Source organism: Acinetobacter sp. CIP 102637 (assembly GCF_000368425.1).
GTDB classification, from domain to species: Bacteria; Pseudomonadota; Gammaproteobacteria; order Pseudomonadales; family Moraxellaceae; genus Acinetobacter; species Acinetobacter parvus.
On the sequence record NZ_KB849435.1, the window covers coordinates 675990 to 692043 of the forward strand.

The window sequence follows — 16054 nt, forward strand, 5'->3', positions numbered from 1 at the left end:
TTATTAATCATCATTTAAGTTCTGGGCATGATTTTCTAAAGCCTCACTCAATGGGCAGTAATACCAAGTAACGCCTTCTATTTTCATACTGCCATCAGAATTTTCTAGGTGGTTATATAACAGTTGATATTTTGGGTTAGCTTCATCAAAGGGTACATCAAGGTAAATCTCACCCAGATAAGGCATTGACATAATTCCACTTCGAGATGACCAGCCAAAACATTCGGAAAAATCAATTTCATGTTTTTCTAACCATTCAATCAATTGTTGACGAGCAATACAGGTTTCATAGTGAAATTTAACTGAAAGATCTTCATTGTGGAAAATGTCGTTATAGTTCTTATGAAAAAGCAAATATAAAACATCACGTTGTTTCTCAAGCGCAATTTGATCTATATTTTTAAGTATTCTTGGCATCAGAAACTCCTTGCTTGTAAACTAAATGACCATAATGAGGTGTAAAATCTACTGCACAAATTTTATTTTCAATCAAACACTCGAGTAACTTATTCGCCTGTTGATAACCGATTAAAAATTTTCTTTGTAAGCTTGAAACAGAAATGTGTTCGACTTCTTGAACAAATAAAATTGCCTGTTGTAATAAATCCTCATTATTTTGCATGTTGGTTTTCCTGTGTGAGACGAATCAAAATCATACTAACATTATCAAAAGAATGATTTTGATGGAGGGCAGTTTTCATATTTAATAACCATGTTTTTAATGGAGTTTCAGGCATTAAAGGCTTCCAGTGATTGCATTCCAACACATCATGCACACCATCGCTACAAATCAAGAGAGCATCTCCTACAACCAAATATTCTTCTTTGGGAGAAAATTCGGGAACTTCATGTAAAGAATCTGCACAAAAACAATGATTCAGCATGTAATAGAAACTGGCATATTGTTCATTTGCTTTAATTTCTGCTTCACCATTTTGCTGCATTTCTGTAATGAAATTATGGTCTTGGGTCAGGGCATACCAGTATTGATTATGGCTGCTAAATAAGTAGACTCGACTATCACCTAAATGCTGAATATTGACAAATCCAAATGGGCTAGAGGGTGTAACGACTGCCAAAGTGGCACTAGAAGCATAAGTCTTTGAGTTGCCTGCTAAATACTGGCTTAAATCATCTTGAACTTGTTTTAAATGAATCCGTTGCTGAGTTTGGGTTTGTTGTAAAACACTGTTTAAAACGCATTTTGATGCCTGTTCCGCTTTTGGACTACTGCTGACACCATCTGAAACAGCAGCACACCAATCATCATCTTTTTGATAAAGATAGCATTTGCTGATCAAGCCATCATGCTGAATTACTTTATTTCCAATCAAGATTGCATCTTGTTGAATGGGTGGTTTTGCTCGCCATGTTAAAGCCTGCATTTCATAATAGAGATCAGTCACGGTGAGTCCTGATGAGGAGAAAGTGAGTAAGTTATAGCAATCGAAATATGAAGTGGTCAATCATATTTTTAGTTTTAAGTGGTTAATTTATAAAATAAATATTTTGTTACGATAGTATAATCAAATAAGAGAAAATTGCACCGTGAACGGACTCTTAAAAGCGTAAAGTTGGTTTTTTTCTTTAGAAGTATAAAAATATTAAATTTGACAACCATAGAGCTAATAGTAGAGATCAAGGCACATTTACCCCAAACTGCCGTAAAATTTTACACAATTGAATCATCGGTAAGCCCATCAACGTAGTTTGATCATTACCCACCATTTTCTCAAATAAGCTAATCCCTAAGCTTTCACACTTAAAACTACCTGCGCAATGTAAAGGTTGATCAATCTCGATATAACGCTCAATTTCAGCGAGCGTCAGTTGGCGGAATTTCACTTGATAATGCTCAACCAGAGTTCTTTCAAACCCTGATCGTAAATGCTGAACACTGAGAGCGGTGCTAAAAAACACGATTTTCCCTGAGTTTTCTTGTAACTGCTGAATCGCATTTTCAACACTCAAAGGTTTACCAATAAAGTCATACGGCGCGTGTTCACGCCAAGCGACTTGATCAGAACCAATGATAATCGCATTTGGATTCAGTTCAGCAATAACTCGTGCTTTCTGAAAAGCAAGACGCTTGGCTAAATCATCGGCATGTAATTCGCCCATTGCAGATTCATCAATATCAGGTGAAATACAGCGATAGTTCAATCGTAAACGATCCATCAAGTCTTTACGGGTTTGGCTGCTCGATGCCAAAATCAATTCAAACTGATTCATTAGACTGCATATTCAACGAGAATATTCAGTGGCACATAATGCAAAACAGCATTATGGCAAGCATTCAATTTAATTGGTGGGGCATGACCTGCTTCGTAGGCTTCAACCCAACGTGTGACGCAAATACACCAAAAATCACCTGGTTTTAATCCAGGGAAACCTACTTCAGGTAAAGGCGTAATTAAATCATTGCCAACTTTTTGTGAGAAATTTAAGAAATCTGAAGTCATTTGCGCGCACATGGTGTGCTGACCTAAGTCCGTGACCGCCGTATGGCAAAAACCATTACGAAAATAGCCCGTGATCGGGTCAAAGCAACAACTAGATAAAGGTTCACCAAGAACATTTAGACGATTAATTTTTGGATCAGGATGAATAGACATAAGAATACAAAGATTTAATAACGATGATTATGATAATCAAAAGTGAAATTTTAGACAGCTTTTCTGCAAAAAAACTCACCTTTATTTTTAAGAATCATTTAAAATTACGCCGTTTTTAAAATCACTTAGAGAGCCATCCATGAATTTTCAGCGCATGACTGACCTTGATTTAGCAGGTAAACGTGTTCTTATTCGTGAAGACTTAAACGTTCCTGTAAAAAATGGGGAAATTACCAGCGATGCACGTTTACGTGCTGCATTACCAACAATCAAAGCTGCATTAGATAAAGGCGCTGCGGTAATGGTATTTTCTCATCTTGGTCGTCCTGTAGAGGGTGAGCCAAAACCAGAACAATCTCTTGCACCTGTAGCAGCGTATTTAACAAAAGCTTTAGGACAAGAAGTAAAATTATTTACTGATTATTTAGATGGCGTTGAGGTTGAAGCGGGTCAAGTGGTATTACTTGAAAATGTACGTTTCAATCATGGCGAAAAGAAAAATAAAGAAGAGCTTGCACAAAAATATGCAGCACTTTGTGATGTATTTGTTATGGATGCATTTGGTACTGCTCATCGTGCAGAAGCGTCAACAGAAGGTGTAGCACGTTTTGCAAAAGTTGCTGCTGCTGGTCCGTTATTAGCCGCTGAATTAGATGCGCTAGGTCGAGCAATGCAAACACCTGAAAAACCAATGGTAGCAATTGTTGCAGGTTCTAAAGTATCAACAAAACTTGATGTATTAAATTCACTTTCTACCATTTGTGATCAATTGATTGTGGGTGGTGGTATTGCTAATACCTTCCTTGCTGCTGCTGGTTTCAATGTCGGTAAATCTCTTTACGAAGCTGATTTGATTGAGACTGCAAAACAAATTGCTGCAAAAGTAAGTGTTCCATTACCAACTGATGTCGTGGTTGCTGATGCAACTCAAATCGACTTCAGTGATTTCTTAGGTTCTTTGGCAAATGCTCAAGCAGTTGTTAAGAAAGTAGAAAATGTTGCAGATACTGACATGATTTTAGATGTTGGTCCTGAAACTGCACAAGCTTTTGCAGAAATCTTAAAAACATCAAAAACGATTCTTTGGAATGGTCCAGTAGGCGTATTTGAAGTTGATCAATTTGGTGAAGGGACTAAGACACTTTCATTGGCAATTGCTGAGTCAGCTGGTTTCTCAATTGCGGGTGGCGGTGATACGCTTGCAGCAATTGATAAATATGCCGTGGCTGATCAAATTGGTTATATCTCAACAGGTGGCGGTGCTTTCCTTGAGTTTGTTGAGGGTAAAACGCTTCCAGCAGTTGCAGTTTTGCTTGAGCGTGCATAATCAGGATTTAACCCTTGATTTATAAATATGTTTTAAAAAGAAGAGTCGATGAAAATCGGCTCTTTTGTTTTTGGTAGGTATTGTGGTCATAAAAATGTCACATATCTGAAATATGCTTGTCACAACTTCAACCATTAACTGTGGAAAGCCGTGATGAAATTTAAATTAACCCTTGCCGCTTTAATCATTGCCCCGATCATGTTGACTGCATGTGCAAAGAAAGAAGAAGCGAAAAACGCTGAACCGCAAGAGCAGACAACTTCAGTCACACAGACCAGTCCAGAACAACAGGCTGCGATTGATGCCATTGATAAACCGAATTTAGATGAAAACAATACTGATGTTACGGAACAGGGTGCAGTTTCAGACGTGGTTGCGAGCGAAGTTCAATAAGTGACGAAAATATAAAAAAGCCGATGTTTAAACATCGGCTTTTTTATATTTATCCATTGGTTTTGCAGTAGAATGTCAAGGTGGTTTGATAGTCATCATCTTTTGCCAGCGAAGCATTCTTACCAGTCAGTGTACCAATGACCCCTGCGGCAGCCTCAACCATTTTTCCTGTTTGCTCATCCACCACACCTTTTAAAACCCCCTGATATGCGGTTTTTTCATCTACCACGATAGGCGAGGTATTGCGAGTACAGGTTTTCTGTGCTGCACTGACTGCATTGTTTTTGGCAATCAGGCTGGTTTTGCCAATTCCTGTAACTTCATATTGGTTGTTTTCTTTTTGAATCGCGAGGGTATTGGTTGGGGTGGATGCACATGCGGTTAATCCAAGTGCCAAACCGCCAAGTAAAGTCATAATAAAGTTTTTTTTCATTGCTTGTTCTCAAGTTACGACAGAATTGTATTATTTGAACATAGAATTTTTGAATGCTTTTGCAGGTTATGTACAGTTTGTGCTGATGCTCTGTTAAATTTCTCAAATTAATGATTAAGCAGGGATTGGACGTGGTGGAAATCATTCAGATTATGCTAATCTAGCGCAATCCTTGTGTTAGTTAGATTTATTTCAATGACGGACTCAAAAATAGAAATCATTCATCATAATATTCATCAACGTCAATCGATTGGACAACTCATTGAACCAGCGCCGAATACACAACAACTTGAAAAGGCGGTGCAGGCCGCACTCACGGCGCCCGATCATCATCGTTTAAAACCAACACGTTTTGTGGTTGTGACGCCTGAACAGCGTGCCGCTTTTGGTGAGCATCTGGCACAGGCTTTGGCCGATTTGGGTGAGACTGAGCCAGCACAATTGGAAAGAGTGAAGCATCATCCATTTCGCGCGCCTTTACTTGTTTTAGCCTTAACCACGATCCAAGATCACCCAAAGGTTCCGCACTTCGAGCAAATTTTAAGTACGGGTGCTGCTGTTCAAAACTTCTTACTCTCATTACAAGCACAAGGTTTTGCGAGTATGTGGCGTTCTGGTGCAGTTGTAGAATCTAATTGGCTTAAGCAACAATTCGGCTTAAAAGAGCAAGATTTGATTTCTGGTATTATTTATATTGGAACAGCCGCCAAAACGATTGCACCTCGTGCAGAAATAGAGAGTCAGGACTTTTTAAAAGTATGGCAGGCTACTTAAATCTTATTTGTGAATGATTAGAAATTTGTTTCAGGATAAAAAATGACAGAGTTGAAGTTTAGCGATTTGGTTGAACCCGTAGCTGTAGACCAGAAAACAGCATTAAGAATTACCGTGCTGGGTGGGGGGAGTTTTGGTACAGCAATGGCGAATCTGGCTGTGCGTAATGGCTGCGACACCATGATCTGGATTCGTGATGCGATTGTTGCTGAGGAAATCAATCAAACGCATATCAACAAGCGCTATTTGCCTGATTACACACTGGAAACAGGTCTGCGTGCGGTTTCTGATCTGGAGTTGGCGATACGTGACCGTGACATTATTTTGGTGGCAATTCCAAGTCATTCTTTCCGCGATGTGTTGAAGAAAATCGCGCCGTTTATTAGTGCGCAGGCAGTGGTTTCACTGACCAAAGGCATTGAAGCCAAAACCTTTAGCTTTATGAGTGATATTATCCGTACAGAATTACCTGAAGTGCCTTATGGGGTTCTATCGGGGCCAAATCTTGCAAAAGAAATTATGGCAGGTATGCCATCGGGTACAGTGATTGCCAGTGAATCTGAACTGGTTCGCTATGCAGTGCAACACGCCTTGCATAGTGCATTGTTCCGTGTATTTGGCAGTGATGATGTACATGGTGTGGAACTGGGTGGTGCGTTAAAAAATATCTATGCGGTGGCAATGGGGATGGGCGCTGCCTATAACATTGGTGAAAATACCAAAAGTATGATCTTAACCCGTGCTTTGGCGGAAATGAGTCGTTTTGCAGTCAAGCAGGGTGCAAATCCTTTAACTTTCCTAGGTTTGTCAGGTGTGGGTGATTTATTTGCGACCTGTAATAGTCCATTAAGCCGTAACTATCAGATCGGTTTTGCCCTGGGTTCAGGTAAAACACTGGATCAGGCGACTAAAGAACTGGGACAAACCGCCGAGGGTATCAACACCATTGTGCAGGTGCGTACCAAGGCACAGGAACTGGATGTGTATATGCCAATCACCAATGCCTTATATGAAGTGATTTTTGAAAATGCACCGCCAATGACCATTGCCTTATCGTTAATGAAAAATGGCCATCGTAGTGATGTGGAATTTGTTTTACCTCATCATGAAGTTTAATCAGAAAACTGTCATCCAATGTTGTTATGCTTGAATGAAAAAAATTAGAGAATGATTATGCAACTCACTTTAGTTCGTCACGGTGAAGCGTCTCCAGCAGTGAATGGAAATGATATGCAGCGTCCACTCACAGCGCGTGGGCATCAACAGGCTGAGCAAACAGGGGATTTTCTCAAAGATGTGATTCAGCCTGAGGTTTTTATTGTCAGTCCATTACTGCGCGCGCAGGAAACGCTGGAACATATCAAGGCGCATTTTCAGGGAATTCCTGTTTTAATCTGCGATAAAATTAAACCCGATGATAACGCCAAAGATGCCATAGAATGGCTATCCAAACTTCCATATGAGTCGATTGCAGTGGTCTGTCACATGAATGTGGTGGCACATATTGCGGAACAATTGACTCATGAAAGTTTTAATCCATTTGCATTGGCCGAAGCACGTATTTATGATCAGGCAGTGATTGCGAATGGTTTATCAACACAAAACAACCGTTTTACACCAACAATATAAATTTTATCTATCCTCAACAGGATAAAGGTACTGAACACCGATGCTGTATATATGGATGCCCGAAACCAATGGAACATGGTATTGGTCGGCTGGGGAAAACTGGTTGCAGGCAAACAGTCTTGAACAACTCATTCAGGATTTGCAAGCGCATAGTGGAAAAGAGGCGGTGGTCTATTTTCCAAGCCGTAATGCCCAAATGTTGCAGCAGCCTATGACAAAGGCGCATTACAAGCAATTGGGGCAAGAGGGCATTAAATATCTGTTAGAAGAGTTTGTGACCTTGCCCATTGACCAGATGAAAGTGGTGCATCATTTTCAGCATGATCAACTCAATATTTTAGGTGTTGCGCAATTTGCCATTGAAACTTGGCAGCATGCACTCAGCCTTTTACCGATCCAGATTGTCGCTTTCTTGCCTGATTTTCTGATTCTGCCTGAGCCAGCACAAAATGAAGTGGTGCTGGTGAATCTGTATGACCATTTACTGGTGAGGGAAAATGTCTGGTCAGGTAACTCGATTGATGATTTAGGGTTATTTCTGGAATTTCAGTCATCAGAAACGCAATATAAATTTGCCAATCTCAGTGCAAGCCAACTGGATGTTTTGGCAACAGCATCTGATAAAGATCAACGTACTGAGTTTAGCTACCAGTTTGAGCAGTTTCCAAGACCGAAGCAACATCCATTTAATGTGTTGCCAAAGGCAAAAAATGCCGATGTACAATGGTCAGGCTACTGGAAAGCCTCGGCAGCCGTTTTACTGGCGGTGATTCTGGTGCAGTTGGGTTATGATGCCTTGCGCTGGTCAAAGTTGAGAAAGGTGGCGGATCAAACTGCTTTACAGGCGATCGATCAGTATAAGCATTGGTTTGGCGAAAATACCCGTGTGACTGAGCAGAACATTAAAAGCCAGTTTGAAAGCCAGTTGCGCATGAGCCAGCTTGGAGATACGCAGGCATTGTCATTGTTGAGTCGGGTAGGGCCAATATTGATGCAAAAACAGATTGTTGCCCAACAAGTCAGTTATGATGCTTCAACATTGGCAATGTCGTTAAAGGCAAAATCAGCAAATGACTTGCAGGCGTTGGCACAGCAGTTGAATCAGCAGGGTTTTCAGGCGGAACTTGGAAATATACAGGCGGATAGTGTCGGTGCGATTGGGATGGTCAAAGTAAAATAATGAAAGCGTTCACACAATTACAAAATAGTCTTGATCAGAAAGCTGAGGCGCTGAATCAATATTTACAGAGCCTGTCAGTGCGTGAGCGCGTGATGGTGGTTTTTACAACCGTTTTTTTAATCGTTGTGATTGTTGGTTCCGCTTTGTGGAAAATGCATGCTTTGGCAAACCAGCAACAAAAGCGTTTAAATGAGCTTAAGGATTTAATGGTCTGGATGCAGAGTAATGCTGCAACCATGAAACCTGCCAATGACCTTGCCCTTTCCTCGGCGGATAAAATCCAGCGTACAGCACAGCAGCAAGGGTTGGCAGTTTCTTCGCAGCAAAATGGAGAACAGATCCAAATTGTTGCGGAACATCAGAATTATTCTGTACTTGCCAACTTTTTAATGCAGCTATCCCAGATGGGGGTGAGCATTGAAAAAATGGACATGGTTTCCAATGCAGGCCAGATTAAATTAACGGCAACAGTTAAATAAAAGGTGGTGTTTTAAAAACTATGCTGACTATATTTTAACCATAAATTAAATCTCATAAAGCATTAAAAATATAGCGGCAGAATAAAAATTGAAGTTTTACTCTGCCGTCCCTATTAAATATAAAAATCCCCCTTACGTACTAAAGGGGGATTGAATATGGTCTTAACGTATTTTAGCGAGGAAACGGCCTAAACGGTTAATTGCCTCACGTAACTCATTTTCCGCAGGTAAAAATACCACACGGAAATGGTCAGGCGTTGGCCAGTTAAAGCCCGTGCCCTGAACCAGTAAAACTTTTTCAGCCTTTAATAAATCCAGCATGAATTTTTCGTCATCTTCAACTGGATAAATTTCTGGGTCAAGTTTAGGGAAACAGTACATGGCACCATCAGGTTTAACACAACTGACACCAGGAATTTCATTCAACATTTCCCATGCAATATTGCGTTGTTCATATAAACGCCCACCAGGGCGAATCAAATCATTAATGGATTGATAACCACCTAACGCAGTTTGAATGGCATATTGCGCCTGATGGTTGGCACACAGGCGCATGGAAGCCAGCATGTCCAGACCCTCGATATAGTCTGCCGCACGCGCCTTGTCCCCTGTAATCGCCATCCATCCAGCACGATAACCTGCAATACGATATGCCTTTGATAAACCGTTAAAAGATATACAGAGCTGATCACCAGAAAGAGCAGCAACAGCCACATGTTCAATACCGTCATAAACGATTTTATCGTAGATTTCATCAGCAAATAAAATCAAGTCATGTTTTTTCGCCAATGCGACAATTTGTTCTAACACATGGCGAGGGTAGACCGAACCTGTCGGGTTGTTTGGATTAATCACCACAATTCCACGCGTATTTGGCGTGATCTTGCTTTCCATATCGGCAATGTCAGGATACCAGTAGTTCTCTTCATCACATTTATAGTGAACTGCCGTACCCCCTGAAAGGTTGACTGCGGCTGTCCACAATGGGTAGTCAGGCATTGGCACCAGCATTTCATCGCCGTCATCCAGCAACCCCTGCATTGCCATCACGATCAGTTCAGACACACCATTGCCGACATAGACATCATTGACATGCATATCAAAAATGCCTTTCTGCTGGTAATACTGGCAAATTGCCTTACGGGCAGGGAAAATTCCTTTAGAATCAGTGTAGCCAATCGCATTTGGCAGGTTTAAGGCAACGTCGTTAATAATTTCTTGTGGGGCTTCAAAACCAAAAGGTGCGGGGTTGCCGATATTCAGCTTGATGATTTTATGTCCTTGCTCTTCCATTTCATTGGCGGCGCGTAATACTGGTCCACGAATGTCGTAACAAACATGCTCAAGCTTAGAGGATTTCCTGATTTCTCTAGTGGTTTGAGTTGAGTTGGGAATAGCAGTATTTTTAGACATAGCTGGATTCACTTTTGCATATCGGTATAAATAACTTTTAAAGGTTTCAACGGTAACCAGATCAAGATCATGCTGATCTCTCAGTAATTCAACAATTTTTTCATGGGTAAAACCCGATTGTTGATATTGTCTGATGGTTGGCAATAGGTTTTGAAAAACCACACTTTTCTTTTGCGACATTTTTTGTCCTGTACAACAGACAGCGGTGTGGCATCAGCATAGCATCATATTTGCTTACTTGGAAGATGAAGTTATAAATAAAATGCTCACCATAAAATATAATTTGCTTTCTATTTGCTATTTGTGCGGTAAATGTTTAATTTTTTATAAATTTTGCAGCAATAGACTAGAGTTTTTGTTGTGAATGGCGTAAATATAAAAACTGATCACCAAATACTTTTAAAATATAGAACAAAAGGAGCAGGTCATGGGAAAAGTCAATAAAACTGACCGAGAATGGCAAAGAGAACTGTCACCAGAAGAATATCGGATTACCCGCCAAAAAGGCACAGAGCCTGCTTTCACTGGACAATACTGGAACACTAAGCAACATGGAATCTACGTGTGCCGTTGCTGTGGTGCGGAACTATTTTCTTCGGACACCAAATATGACAGTGGGTGTGGCTGGCCGAGCTTTTTTAGACCACTTGACAGCACTGCAATAGAAGAACACGAAGATTTGTCGCATGGTATGGTCAGAACGGAAATTGTCTGCCATGACTGTGACGCACATTTGGGGCATGTATTTGAGGATGGTCCGCAGCCGACAGGATTGCGCTATTGCGTTAATTCGGCATCACTACAACTTAAAACACAAGAAAAGAACGACGAGGAAACATATCCATGAGTAACATTTATCAGTTTGAAGCTGAATTGTTAGAGGGAGATATAAAGGCACTCGCCGACTATAAAGGTAAGGTCATGCTGATTGTAAACACTGCAAGCAAGTGTGGTTTTACCCCACAGTTTGCAGGACTTGAAAAACTCTATGAAAAATATAAACCACAGGGTCTGGAAATTTTGGGGTTTCCATGTAACCAGTTTGGTGGGCAGGATCCAGGAACAAATAAAGAAATAGGGGTGTTCTGCCAACGTAACTATGGGATTAATTTTCCAATGTTCGCCAAGGTTGATGTAAAAGGACCTGAAGCACATGCTATTTTTCGTTTTTTAACCCGAGAGGCGAAAGGCATTTTGGGAAGCCAGAACATTAAATGGAATTTCACCAAATTTCTCGTGGGACGTAATGGTGAGGTTTTAGGATGTTACGCACCGACTACCAAGCCCGAGGCTTTGGAAGCAGATATTGAGAAAGCATTAGCAAGCAAATAAGAGACAATAAAAAAATGGGCGGTCTATTAACCGCCCATTTTTTATTGATGTTTTTATTCAACGGTTTTAGATTTTCTCAACCCATGAAGCTTACGATTAATATCATCAATAAAGGTGTAAACCACAGGAATCACCAATAATGACAAGAAAGTGCTGGTGATCAATCCACCAATCACTGAAAGTGCCATTGGTGCGCGGAAGCTTGGATCAGTTCCAATACCTAATGCAATCGGTAACATCCCAGCACCCATTGCCAATGTGGTCATGATAATAGGGCGGGCACGTTTATGGCAGGCATCAAGCAAGGCATTGAAACGCGAATAGTCTCGCTCTTTACGCGCAATAATGGCGTAATCCACCAAGAGAATTGAGTTTTTACTTGCGATTCCCATGAGCATGATTAAACCGATTAAGCTTGGCATTGAAAAGCTACTCTTTGCAAGGAGCAATAGCACGAAAGCGCCACCCAAAGACAGCGGTAATGCAACCAAGATGGTGATCGGTTGTAAAAAGTCCTTAAATAAAAGCACCAGCACTACATAAATACACAGTACACCCGTCAGCATGGCCAAGCCAAAGCTTGAGAATAATTCCTGCATCACTTCAGCATCACCGATATTGGTACGTTTTACTGTCGGTGGTAGATTCTTCATGGTTGGTAATTGATCAACTTTCGCTGCAATATCACCCAAAGGCTGGTTGTTGAGTTCAATATTAAAGTTGATATTACGCAGACGGTTGAAGCGGTCAATCTGTGATGGTCCACTTTCAATATTCACATCGGCAATCGTCCCCAGCATGACAGGACCATGACTACCCTTGATCATGAGGCGTTTAATCAGTTCCTGATCCTGACGGGCGGTAAGAGGCAATTTAATCACCACAGGCACCTGACGCTGTGAAAGGTTGAGTTTTGCCAGGTTTTGGTCAAAGTCACCTGCAGTTGCGATACGTAAGGTCTCCGCAATATCGTAAGTGGTCACACCCAAATCTGCGGCTTTGGCAAAATCAGGGCGAATCACTAGTTCAGGACGAATCAGTGCCGCACTTGAAGTAATACTGCCAATATTCGGAATGGTGCGTAATTCACGTTCCAGTGCGCGGGCTGTTGACATCAAGGCTTCAGGGTCATCGCCTGAAAGTGCCAGTTGATATTGGCTGTTATTGCCCGCCAGACCGACCTGAATTCTGGCACCTGGCAAGGGTGCTAAACGTTGACGAATCTGGTCTTCAATGTCTTGCAGGCTGGCACTGCGTTCAGTACGTTCAGTGGTTTGAATAGTCAGAGTCGCTTTACGAGGTTCACTGGATGCACCACCAGCAAAGGGGTCACTTCCTGCAGCGCCTCCACCAATGGTGGTATAGATGCTTTTAATTTCAGGATGATCCTTAATTAGGCTTCGTGCATATTCTGCTGTTTTTAAGGTATCAGCAAATTGTGAACCTGGGGTCAATTCCAGACGTACCTGCGTTTGTCCAGTGTCGGGTGGTGGCACAAATCCTGTTGGTAATAGTGGAATCAGCATAACTGAACCAATAAAAAAGGCGATTGCCCCAAACAGCGTGATCCAGCGATGGTTTAAACACCACGTCACCAGACGCATATAGCTACGCATGACTTTGCCATCTTTGGCACGGTCTTTCGCTAAAGCCGCTGTACCTTGATCATTGGCAGGTTGGTCAGTATCTTCATGAGGTTCAACTTTGCCGACCCAGGGTTTAAGGATATAGGCAGACATCATTGGGGTAAGCAAACGTGCTACGAGCAAGGAGGCAAAAATGGCCAATGCTGCTGTCCAGCCAAACTGCACAAAGAATTTACCTGCAATACCACTCATAAAGGCGGTCGGTAAAAATACTGCAATCAGGGTAAATGTGGTGGCAATCACGGCAAGCCCAATTTCATCGGCAGCTTCCATTGCCGCTTCATACGGTGTTTTACCCATCCTGAGATGCCGAATGATATTCTCAATTTCAACAATCGCATCATCGACCAGAATCCCGACCACCAGCGACATTGCTAAAAGAGTAACAGTATTGAGGGTGAAACCAAAAAAGTACATCCCAATCAGGGCTGGTAAAATTGACAGGGGCAGGGCAGTTGCGGCAATGATGGTTGCACGCCAGTCACGTAGGAATAGCCACACCACTAAAATAGCTAAAATGGCACCCTCGTAAAGCAGTGACATCGAACCTTTATAGTTGTCAGCAACGGGCTTAACAAAGTTAAATGCTTCGGTGATTTTAATGTCTGGATGTGCAGCCTTGAGTTTATCCAATGCCTCAATCACGCCCTTTTCAACATCAACCTCACTGGCACCCTTACTACGGGTAATTTCAAAGCCAATCACAGGCTGTCCATTCAGCAATGCAGCAGAACGGCGTTCGGCAATACCATCATGAATGGTCGCAACCTGATCAAGACGTATATGGCGGCCATCACTGAGTGCAATATCTATTGCCCCAATTTCTTCGGCTGTTTTTACCGTTGCAATGGTGCGAATGGACTGTTCACTGCCGCCAATCTTGGTTTGACCGCCAGATGCATCTTGCTGGATCAAACGCAATTGTCGGGTAATATCCGTTGCTGTTGCATTCAGTGCCAGTAATTTTTCAGGGTCAAGTTCAACCTCAACCTGACGGGTAACACCGCCCACACGGGCGACTGCACCCACACCCTTAACTTGTAGCATGGCGCGGGCAATATCATAGTCCACAAACCATGACAGAGCCTCCTCATCCATTTTCGGCGACTGGATGGTATAAGTTAGAATGGGTGAGCCTGAAAGGTTGATTTTACTGACAATTGGGTCACGTAAATCGGCAGGCAAGTCTGAACGCACCTGGGAAACCGCGTTACGAACGTCATCTACCGCCTCTTGCAGTGGTTTTTCCAGTTGGAACTCGGCTGTAACCGTGACAACGCCATCCTGAATATTGGTATATTGATTTCTTAAACCTTGCAGGGTGGCAATCGAATTTTCAATTTTACGGGCAACTTCAGTTTCCAGTTGTGGTGGCGCAGCACCTGGCAGGGCTGCGGTCACAGTCACCATTGGCAATTCAATATCTGGAAATTGCTGGATTTTCATCCATTTAAAACACATTAAACCCGTCAATCCCAGCATAATAAATAATAAAATGGCTGGAATAGGATTACGGATTGACCAGGCAGAGAAATTCATTTTAATTCCCCTGTGTGGTCACAAGTTGTTTAGTCAATGGCGTATCAGGGATGTCTTTTGCGACAGTCACTAAATCACCATCGGTGAGGAAACCTGTACCAGACGCAACCAGTTTTACATTTGCAGGCAAGTCCAGAATCTCAACACGATCAGCCAAACGTCGCCCAACAGTCACTTTTTGCTGTGCCACACGATTGTTTTTCCCCACAATAAATACATAGGCAAAGCCATCGCGTAGCAACAAGGCAGTTTGTGGAATAGTGAGTGCTGGTTTTTCACCTAAATCAAATTCACCTTTTACAAACATGCCCATCCGAAACGCCTGAGTGGCTGGCAAGTCAACATAAACCAAGCCATAACGGGTTTGTGGATCAATCACAGGGGCAATTATCCGAACCTTGCCTGTAATGGCAGGCTGGGCAGGGTCAGGCGAAAAAATACGCGCATTCATCCCTTGCTTGAGTTTATACAAATCCGAAGTGGTAACTTCCGCACGCCATTCCAGACGGTGATCCCGAATCAGGCGGAACAGTTCCTGTCCAGTCTGAGCCAAGGAACCGACAGTTGCGGTACGGGCTGAAATCACCCCATTGTCAGGTGAAATCACCTGAGTTTGTGCCAGACGTAGTTGATTGCTTTCAATCTGTGCTCTGGAGGCATCCAGTCTTGCTTGGGCAGTGGCTTGGGAAGTTTGGTATTGGGTTAATTCCTGGGCCGAGATTGCACCTGTATTTCTGAGCTGCTGAATCCGTTTATTGTTGGTCACGGCATCAGCCAATACAGCCTGTGCTTCGGCATAGCTGGCTTTGGCCGCTGCCAAATCGGCACGGATGGTATCGCTGTTAATCTCTGCCAAAACCTGTCCGCGTTTAACCTCATCACCGACATTGACATTGACGCGAGTAAGACGCTGACCAGACAATTCACTGCCAATCACCACTTCTTGCCATGCTGCGATGTTGCCATTTGCGGTGAATGTCTGTTTCCAGTTTTGCTGTTCAGGTTGAACGACCGTCACCGTTAAGGCAGCTTTTTGTTCAGTTGTTTCTGCATTGTTTGGTTTTTCTGTCGCAGCGGCTTTGTTTGAGCTGCCTGACTTCCACAGCAGGAATGCGACAAGCAACAATACAATCACGATTGCCAAAATGAACCAAACTTTTTTCTTTGTTTTCTGGGGAGTTTGAGAAGTCATCTTTCCATAGTCAATTTAAATTGATGGCTAAGTATAGACGAAGATTTCAAGCGATAGTTATAACACAAAGATGAATATTGGTTTTGAATCCGTATCTTATCT

Annotated in this window: 18 protein-coding genes; 9 read left to right on the forward strand and 9 right to left on the reverse strand. The window is 42.2% G+C overall.

Features of this window, described 5'->3' with window-relative positions; genetic code table 11:
• Positions 1 to 3 precede the first annotated feature (3 nt).
• From F967_RS06250 to F967_RS06270, 5 genes are all read right to left on the reverse strand, one after another.
• Positions 4 to 417 carry a formyl transferase gene (locus F967_RS06250; protein WP_004759927.1) on the reverse strand — a complete coding sequence of 138 codons (414 nt, stop codon included), beginning with the start codon at positions 415 to 417 and terminating at the stop codon, positions 4 to 6.
• Complete coding sequence (locus tag F967_RS06255) at positions 401 to 622, reverse strand: DNA translocase FtsK (RefSeq protein ID WP_004798885.1); 222 nt, start codon at positions 620 to 622, stop codon at positions 401 to 403. Before F967_RS06255 ends, F967_RS06250 begins: the two co-directional genes overlap by 17 nt.
• On the reverse strand, positions 612 to 1406 hold the full coding sequence (locus tag F967_RS06260) for a PP2C family protein-serine/threonine phosphatase (RefSeq protein WP_004798888.1): 795 nt from the start codon (positions 1404 to 1406) through the stop codon (positions 612 to 614). Before F967_RS06260 ends, F967_RS06255 begins: the two co-directional genes overlap by 11 nt.
• A 232-nt stretch (positions 1407 to 1638) precedes the next feature.
• Positions 1639 to 2232, reverse strand: a complete 594-nt coding sequence (locus F967_RS06265; RefSeq protein WP_004798891.1) for a Maf family protein — start codon at positions 2230 to 2232, stop codon at positions 1639 to 1641.
• The gene (locus F967_RS06270) at positions 2232 to 2615 is read right to left on the reverse strand and encodes a DUF2237 family protein (RefSeq protein ID WP_004680899.1); all 384 of its coding nucleotides are present in this window, start codon (positions 2613 to 2615) and stop codon (positions 2232 to 2234) included. Before F967_RS06270 ends, F967_RS06265 begins: the two co-directional genes overlap by 1 nt.
• Positions 2616 to 2754: 139 nt before the next feature.
• Here F967_RS06270 and F967_RS06275 point away from each other — a divergent pair, with 139 nt between their 5' ends.
• Together F967_RS06275 and F967_RS06280 are read left to right on the forward strand one after the other, a co-directional pair.
• Positions 2755 to 3942, forward strand: coding sequence for a phosphoglycerate kinase (locus tag F967_RS06275; RefSeq protein WP_004798893.1), 1188 nt, complete (start codon positions 2755 to 2757; stop codon positions 3940 to 3942).
• 153 nt (positions 3943 to 4095) lie between these two features.
• Positions 4096 to 4335 (forward strand): hypothetical protein, encoded by a 240-nt coding sequence (locus tag F967_RS06280; RefSeq protein WP_004798894.1) that lies wholly within the window; start codon positions 4096 to 4098, stop codon positions 4333 to 4335.
• A 49-nt stretch (positions 4336 to 4384) separates the two neighbouring features.
• On the opposite strand, the gene F967_RS06285 is transcribed toward F967_RS06280, so the two are convergent.
• Positions 4385 to 4768, reverse strand: a complete 384-nt coding sequence (locus tag F967_RS06285; RefSeq protein ID WP_004680895.1) for a hypothetical protein — start codon at positions 4766 to 4768, stop codon at positions 4385 to 4387.
• 195 nt (positions 4769 to 4963) lie between these two features.
• On the opposite strand from F967_RS06285, the gene F967_RS06290 reads away from it, so the two are divergent.
• The 5 genes from F967_RS06290 to gspM are packed head-to-tail and all read left to right on the forward strand — an operon-like array spanning position 4964 to position 8830.
• The gene (locus F967_RS06290; protein ID WP_004680894.1) at positions 4964 to 5542 is read left to right on the forward strand and encodes a nitroreductase family protein; all 579 of its coding nucleotides are present in this window, start codon (positions 4964 to 4966) and stop codon (positions 5540 to 5542) included.
• A gap of 42 nt (positions 5543 to 5584) precedes the next feature.
• Positions 5585 to 6658 carry an NAD(P)H-dependent glycerol-3-phosphate dehydrogenase gene (locus tag F967_RS06295; RefSeq protein WP_004677736.1) on the forward strand — a complete coding sequence of 358 codons (1074 nt, stop codon included), beginning with the start codon at positions 5585 to 5587 and terminating at the stop codon, positions 6656 to 6658.
• A gap of 57 nt (positions 6659 to 6715) precedes the next feature.
• Positions 6716 to 7171 (forward strand): phosphohistidine phosphatase SixA, encoded by a 456-nt coding sequence (sixA, locus tag F967_RS06300; RefSeq protein ID WP_004798896.1) that lies wholly within the window; start codon positions 6716 to 6718, stop codon positions 7169 to 7171.
• A gap of 40 nt (positions 7172 to 7211) precedes the next feature.
• Positions 7212 to 8351: a type II secretion system protein GspL gene (gene gspL, locus F967_RS06305; RefSeq protein WP_004798898.1), complete on the forward strand. Its 1140-nt coding sequence runs from the start codon at positions 7212 to 7214 to the stop codon at positions 8349 to 8351.
• The gene (gspM, locus tag F967_RS06310; RefSeq protein ID WP_004677730.1) at positions 8351 to 8830 is read left to right on the forward strand and encodes a type II secretion system protein GspM; all 480 of its coding nucleotides are present in this window, start codon (positions 8351 to 8353) and stop codon (positions 8828 to 8830) included. The genes gspL and gspM overlap by 1 nt, the downstream gene beginning before the upstream one ends.
• 162 nt (positions 8831 to 8992) lie before the next feature.
• On the opposite strand, the gene F967_RS06315 is transcribed toward gspM, so the two are convergent.
• The gene (locus tag F967_RS06315) at positions 8993 to 10423 is read right to left on the reverse strand and encodes a pyridoxal phosphate-dependent aminotransferase (protein ID WP_004759939.1); all 1431 of its coding nucleotides are present in this window, start codon (positions 10421 to 10423) and stop codon (positions 8993 to 8995) included.
• Positions 10424 to 10670: 247 nt separating this feature from the next.
• Between F967_RS06315 and msrB the strand changes: the two genes are divergently transcribed.
• A complete protein-coding gene (gene msrB / locus F967_RS06320) occupies positions 10671 to 11090 on the forward strand; it encodes a peptide-methionine (R)-S-oxide reductase MsrB (protein WP_004677726.1) in 420 nt (139 codons plus the stop codon).
• Complete coding sequence (locus F967_RS06325; RefSeq protein WP_004798902.1) at positions 11087 to 11575, forward strand: glutathione peroxidase; 489 nt, start codon at positions 11087 to 11089, stop codon at positions 11573 to 11575. Before msrB ends, F967_RS06325 begins: the two co-directional genes overlap by 4 nt.
• Positions 11576 to 11628: 53 nt before the next feature.
• Here F967_RS06325 and F967_RS06330 read toward each other — a convergent pair whose 3' ends face one another.
• Positions 11629 to 14760 carry an efflux RND transporter permease subunit gene (locus tag F967_RS06330; protein ID WP_004798904.1) on the reverse strand — a complete coding sequence of 1044 codons (3132 nt, stop codon included), beginning with the start codon at positions 14758 to 14760 and terminating at the stop codon, positions 11629 to 11631.
• Between the two features lies 1 nt (position 14761).
• The gene (locus F967_RS06335) at positions 14762 to 15952 is read right to left on the reverse strand and encodes an efflux RND transporter periplasmic adaptor subunit (RefSeq protein ID WP_004759945.1); all 1191 of its coding nucleotides are present in this window, start codon (positions 15950 to 15952) and stop codon (positions 14762 to 14764) included.
• Positions 15953 to 16054 lie beyond the last annotated feature (102 nt).

What these genes read in the sequence shown, in the direction of transcription:
- F967_RS06325 (WP_004798902.1), top strand. Translation starts at nt 11,087, where the DNA reads ATGAGTAACATTTATCAGTTTGAAGCTGAATTGTTAGAGGGAGATATA.
- msrB (WP_004677726.1), top strand. Translation starts at nt 10,671, where the DNA reads ATGGGAAAAGTCAATAAAACTGACCGAGAATGGCAAAGAGAACTGTCA.
- F967_RS06285 (WP_004680895.1), bottom strand. Translation starts at nt 4,768, where the DNA reads ATGAAAAAAAACTTTATTATGACTTTACTTGGCGGTTTGGCACTTGGA.
- F967_RS06290 (WP_004680894.1), top strand. Translation starts at nt 4,964, where the DNA reads ATGACGGACTCAAAAATAGAAATCATTCATCATAATATTCATCAACGT.
- F967_RS06280 (WP_004798894.1), top strand. Translation starts at nt 4,096, where the DNA reads ATGAAATTTAAATTAACCCTTGCCGCTTTAATCATTGCCCCGATCATG.
- F967_RS06315 (WP_004759939.1), bottom strand. Translation starts at nt 10,423, where the DNA reads ATGTCGCAAAAGAAAAGTGTGGTTTTTCAAAACCTATTGCCAACCATC.
- F967_RS06255 (WP_004798885.1), bottom strand. Translation starts at nt 622, where the DNA reads ATGCAAAATAATGAGGATTTATTACAACAGGCAATTTTATTTGTTCAA.
- F967_RS06295 (WP_004677736.1), top strand. Translation starts at nt 5,585, where the DNA reads ATGACAGAGTTGAAGTTTAGCGATTTGGTTGAACCCGTAGCTGTAGAC.
- F967_RS06275 (WP_004798893.1), top strand. Translation starts at nt 2,755, where the DNA reads ATGAATTTTCAGCGCATGACTGACCTTGATTTAGCAGGTAAACGTGTT.
- F967_RS06270 (WP_004680899.1), bottom strand. Translation starts at nt 2,615, where the DNA reads ATGTCTATTCATCCTGATCCAAAAATTAATCGTCTAAATGTTCTTGGT.
- F967_RS06330 (WP_004798904.1), bottom strand. Translation starts at nt 14,760, where the DNA reads ATGAATTTCTCTGCCTGGTCAATCCGTAATCCTATTCCAGCCATTTTA.
- F967_RS06335 (WP_004759945.1), bottom strand. Translation starts at nt 15,952, where the DNA reads ATGACTTCTCAAACTCCCCAGAAAACAAAGAAAAAAGTTTGGTTCATT.
- sixA (WP_004798896.1), top strand. Translation starts at nt 6,716, where the DNA reads ATGCAACTCACTTTAGTTCGTCACGGTGAAGCGTCTCCAGCAGTGAAT.
- gspM (WP_004677730.1), top strand. Translation starts at nt 8,351, where the DNA reads ATGAAAGCGTTCACACAATTACAAAATAGTCTTGATCAGAAAGCTGAG.
- F967_RS06265 (WP_004798891.1), bottom strand. Translation starts at nt 2,232, where the DNA reads ATGAATCAGTTTGAATTGATTTTGGCATCGAGCAGCCAAACCCGTAAA.
- F967_RS06250 (WP_004759927.1), bottom strand. Translation starts at nt 417, where the DNA reads ATGCCAAGAATACTTAAAAATATAGATCAAATTGCGCTTGAGAAACAA.
- gspL (WP_004798898.1), top strand. Translation starts at nt 7,212, where the DNA reads ATGCTGTATATATGGATGCCCGAAACCAATGGAACATGGTATTGGTCG.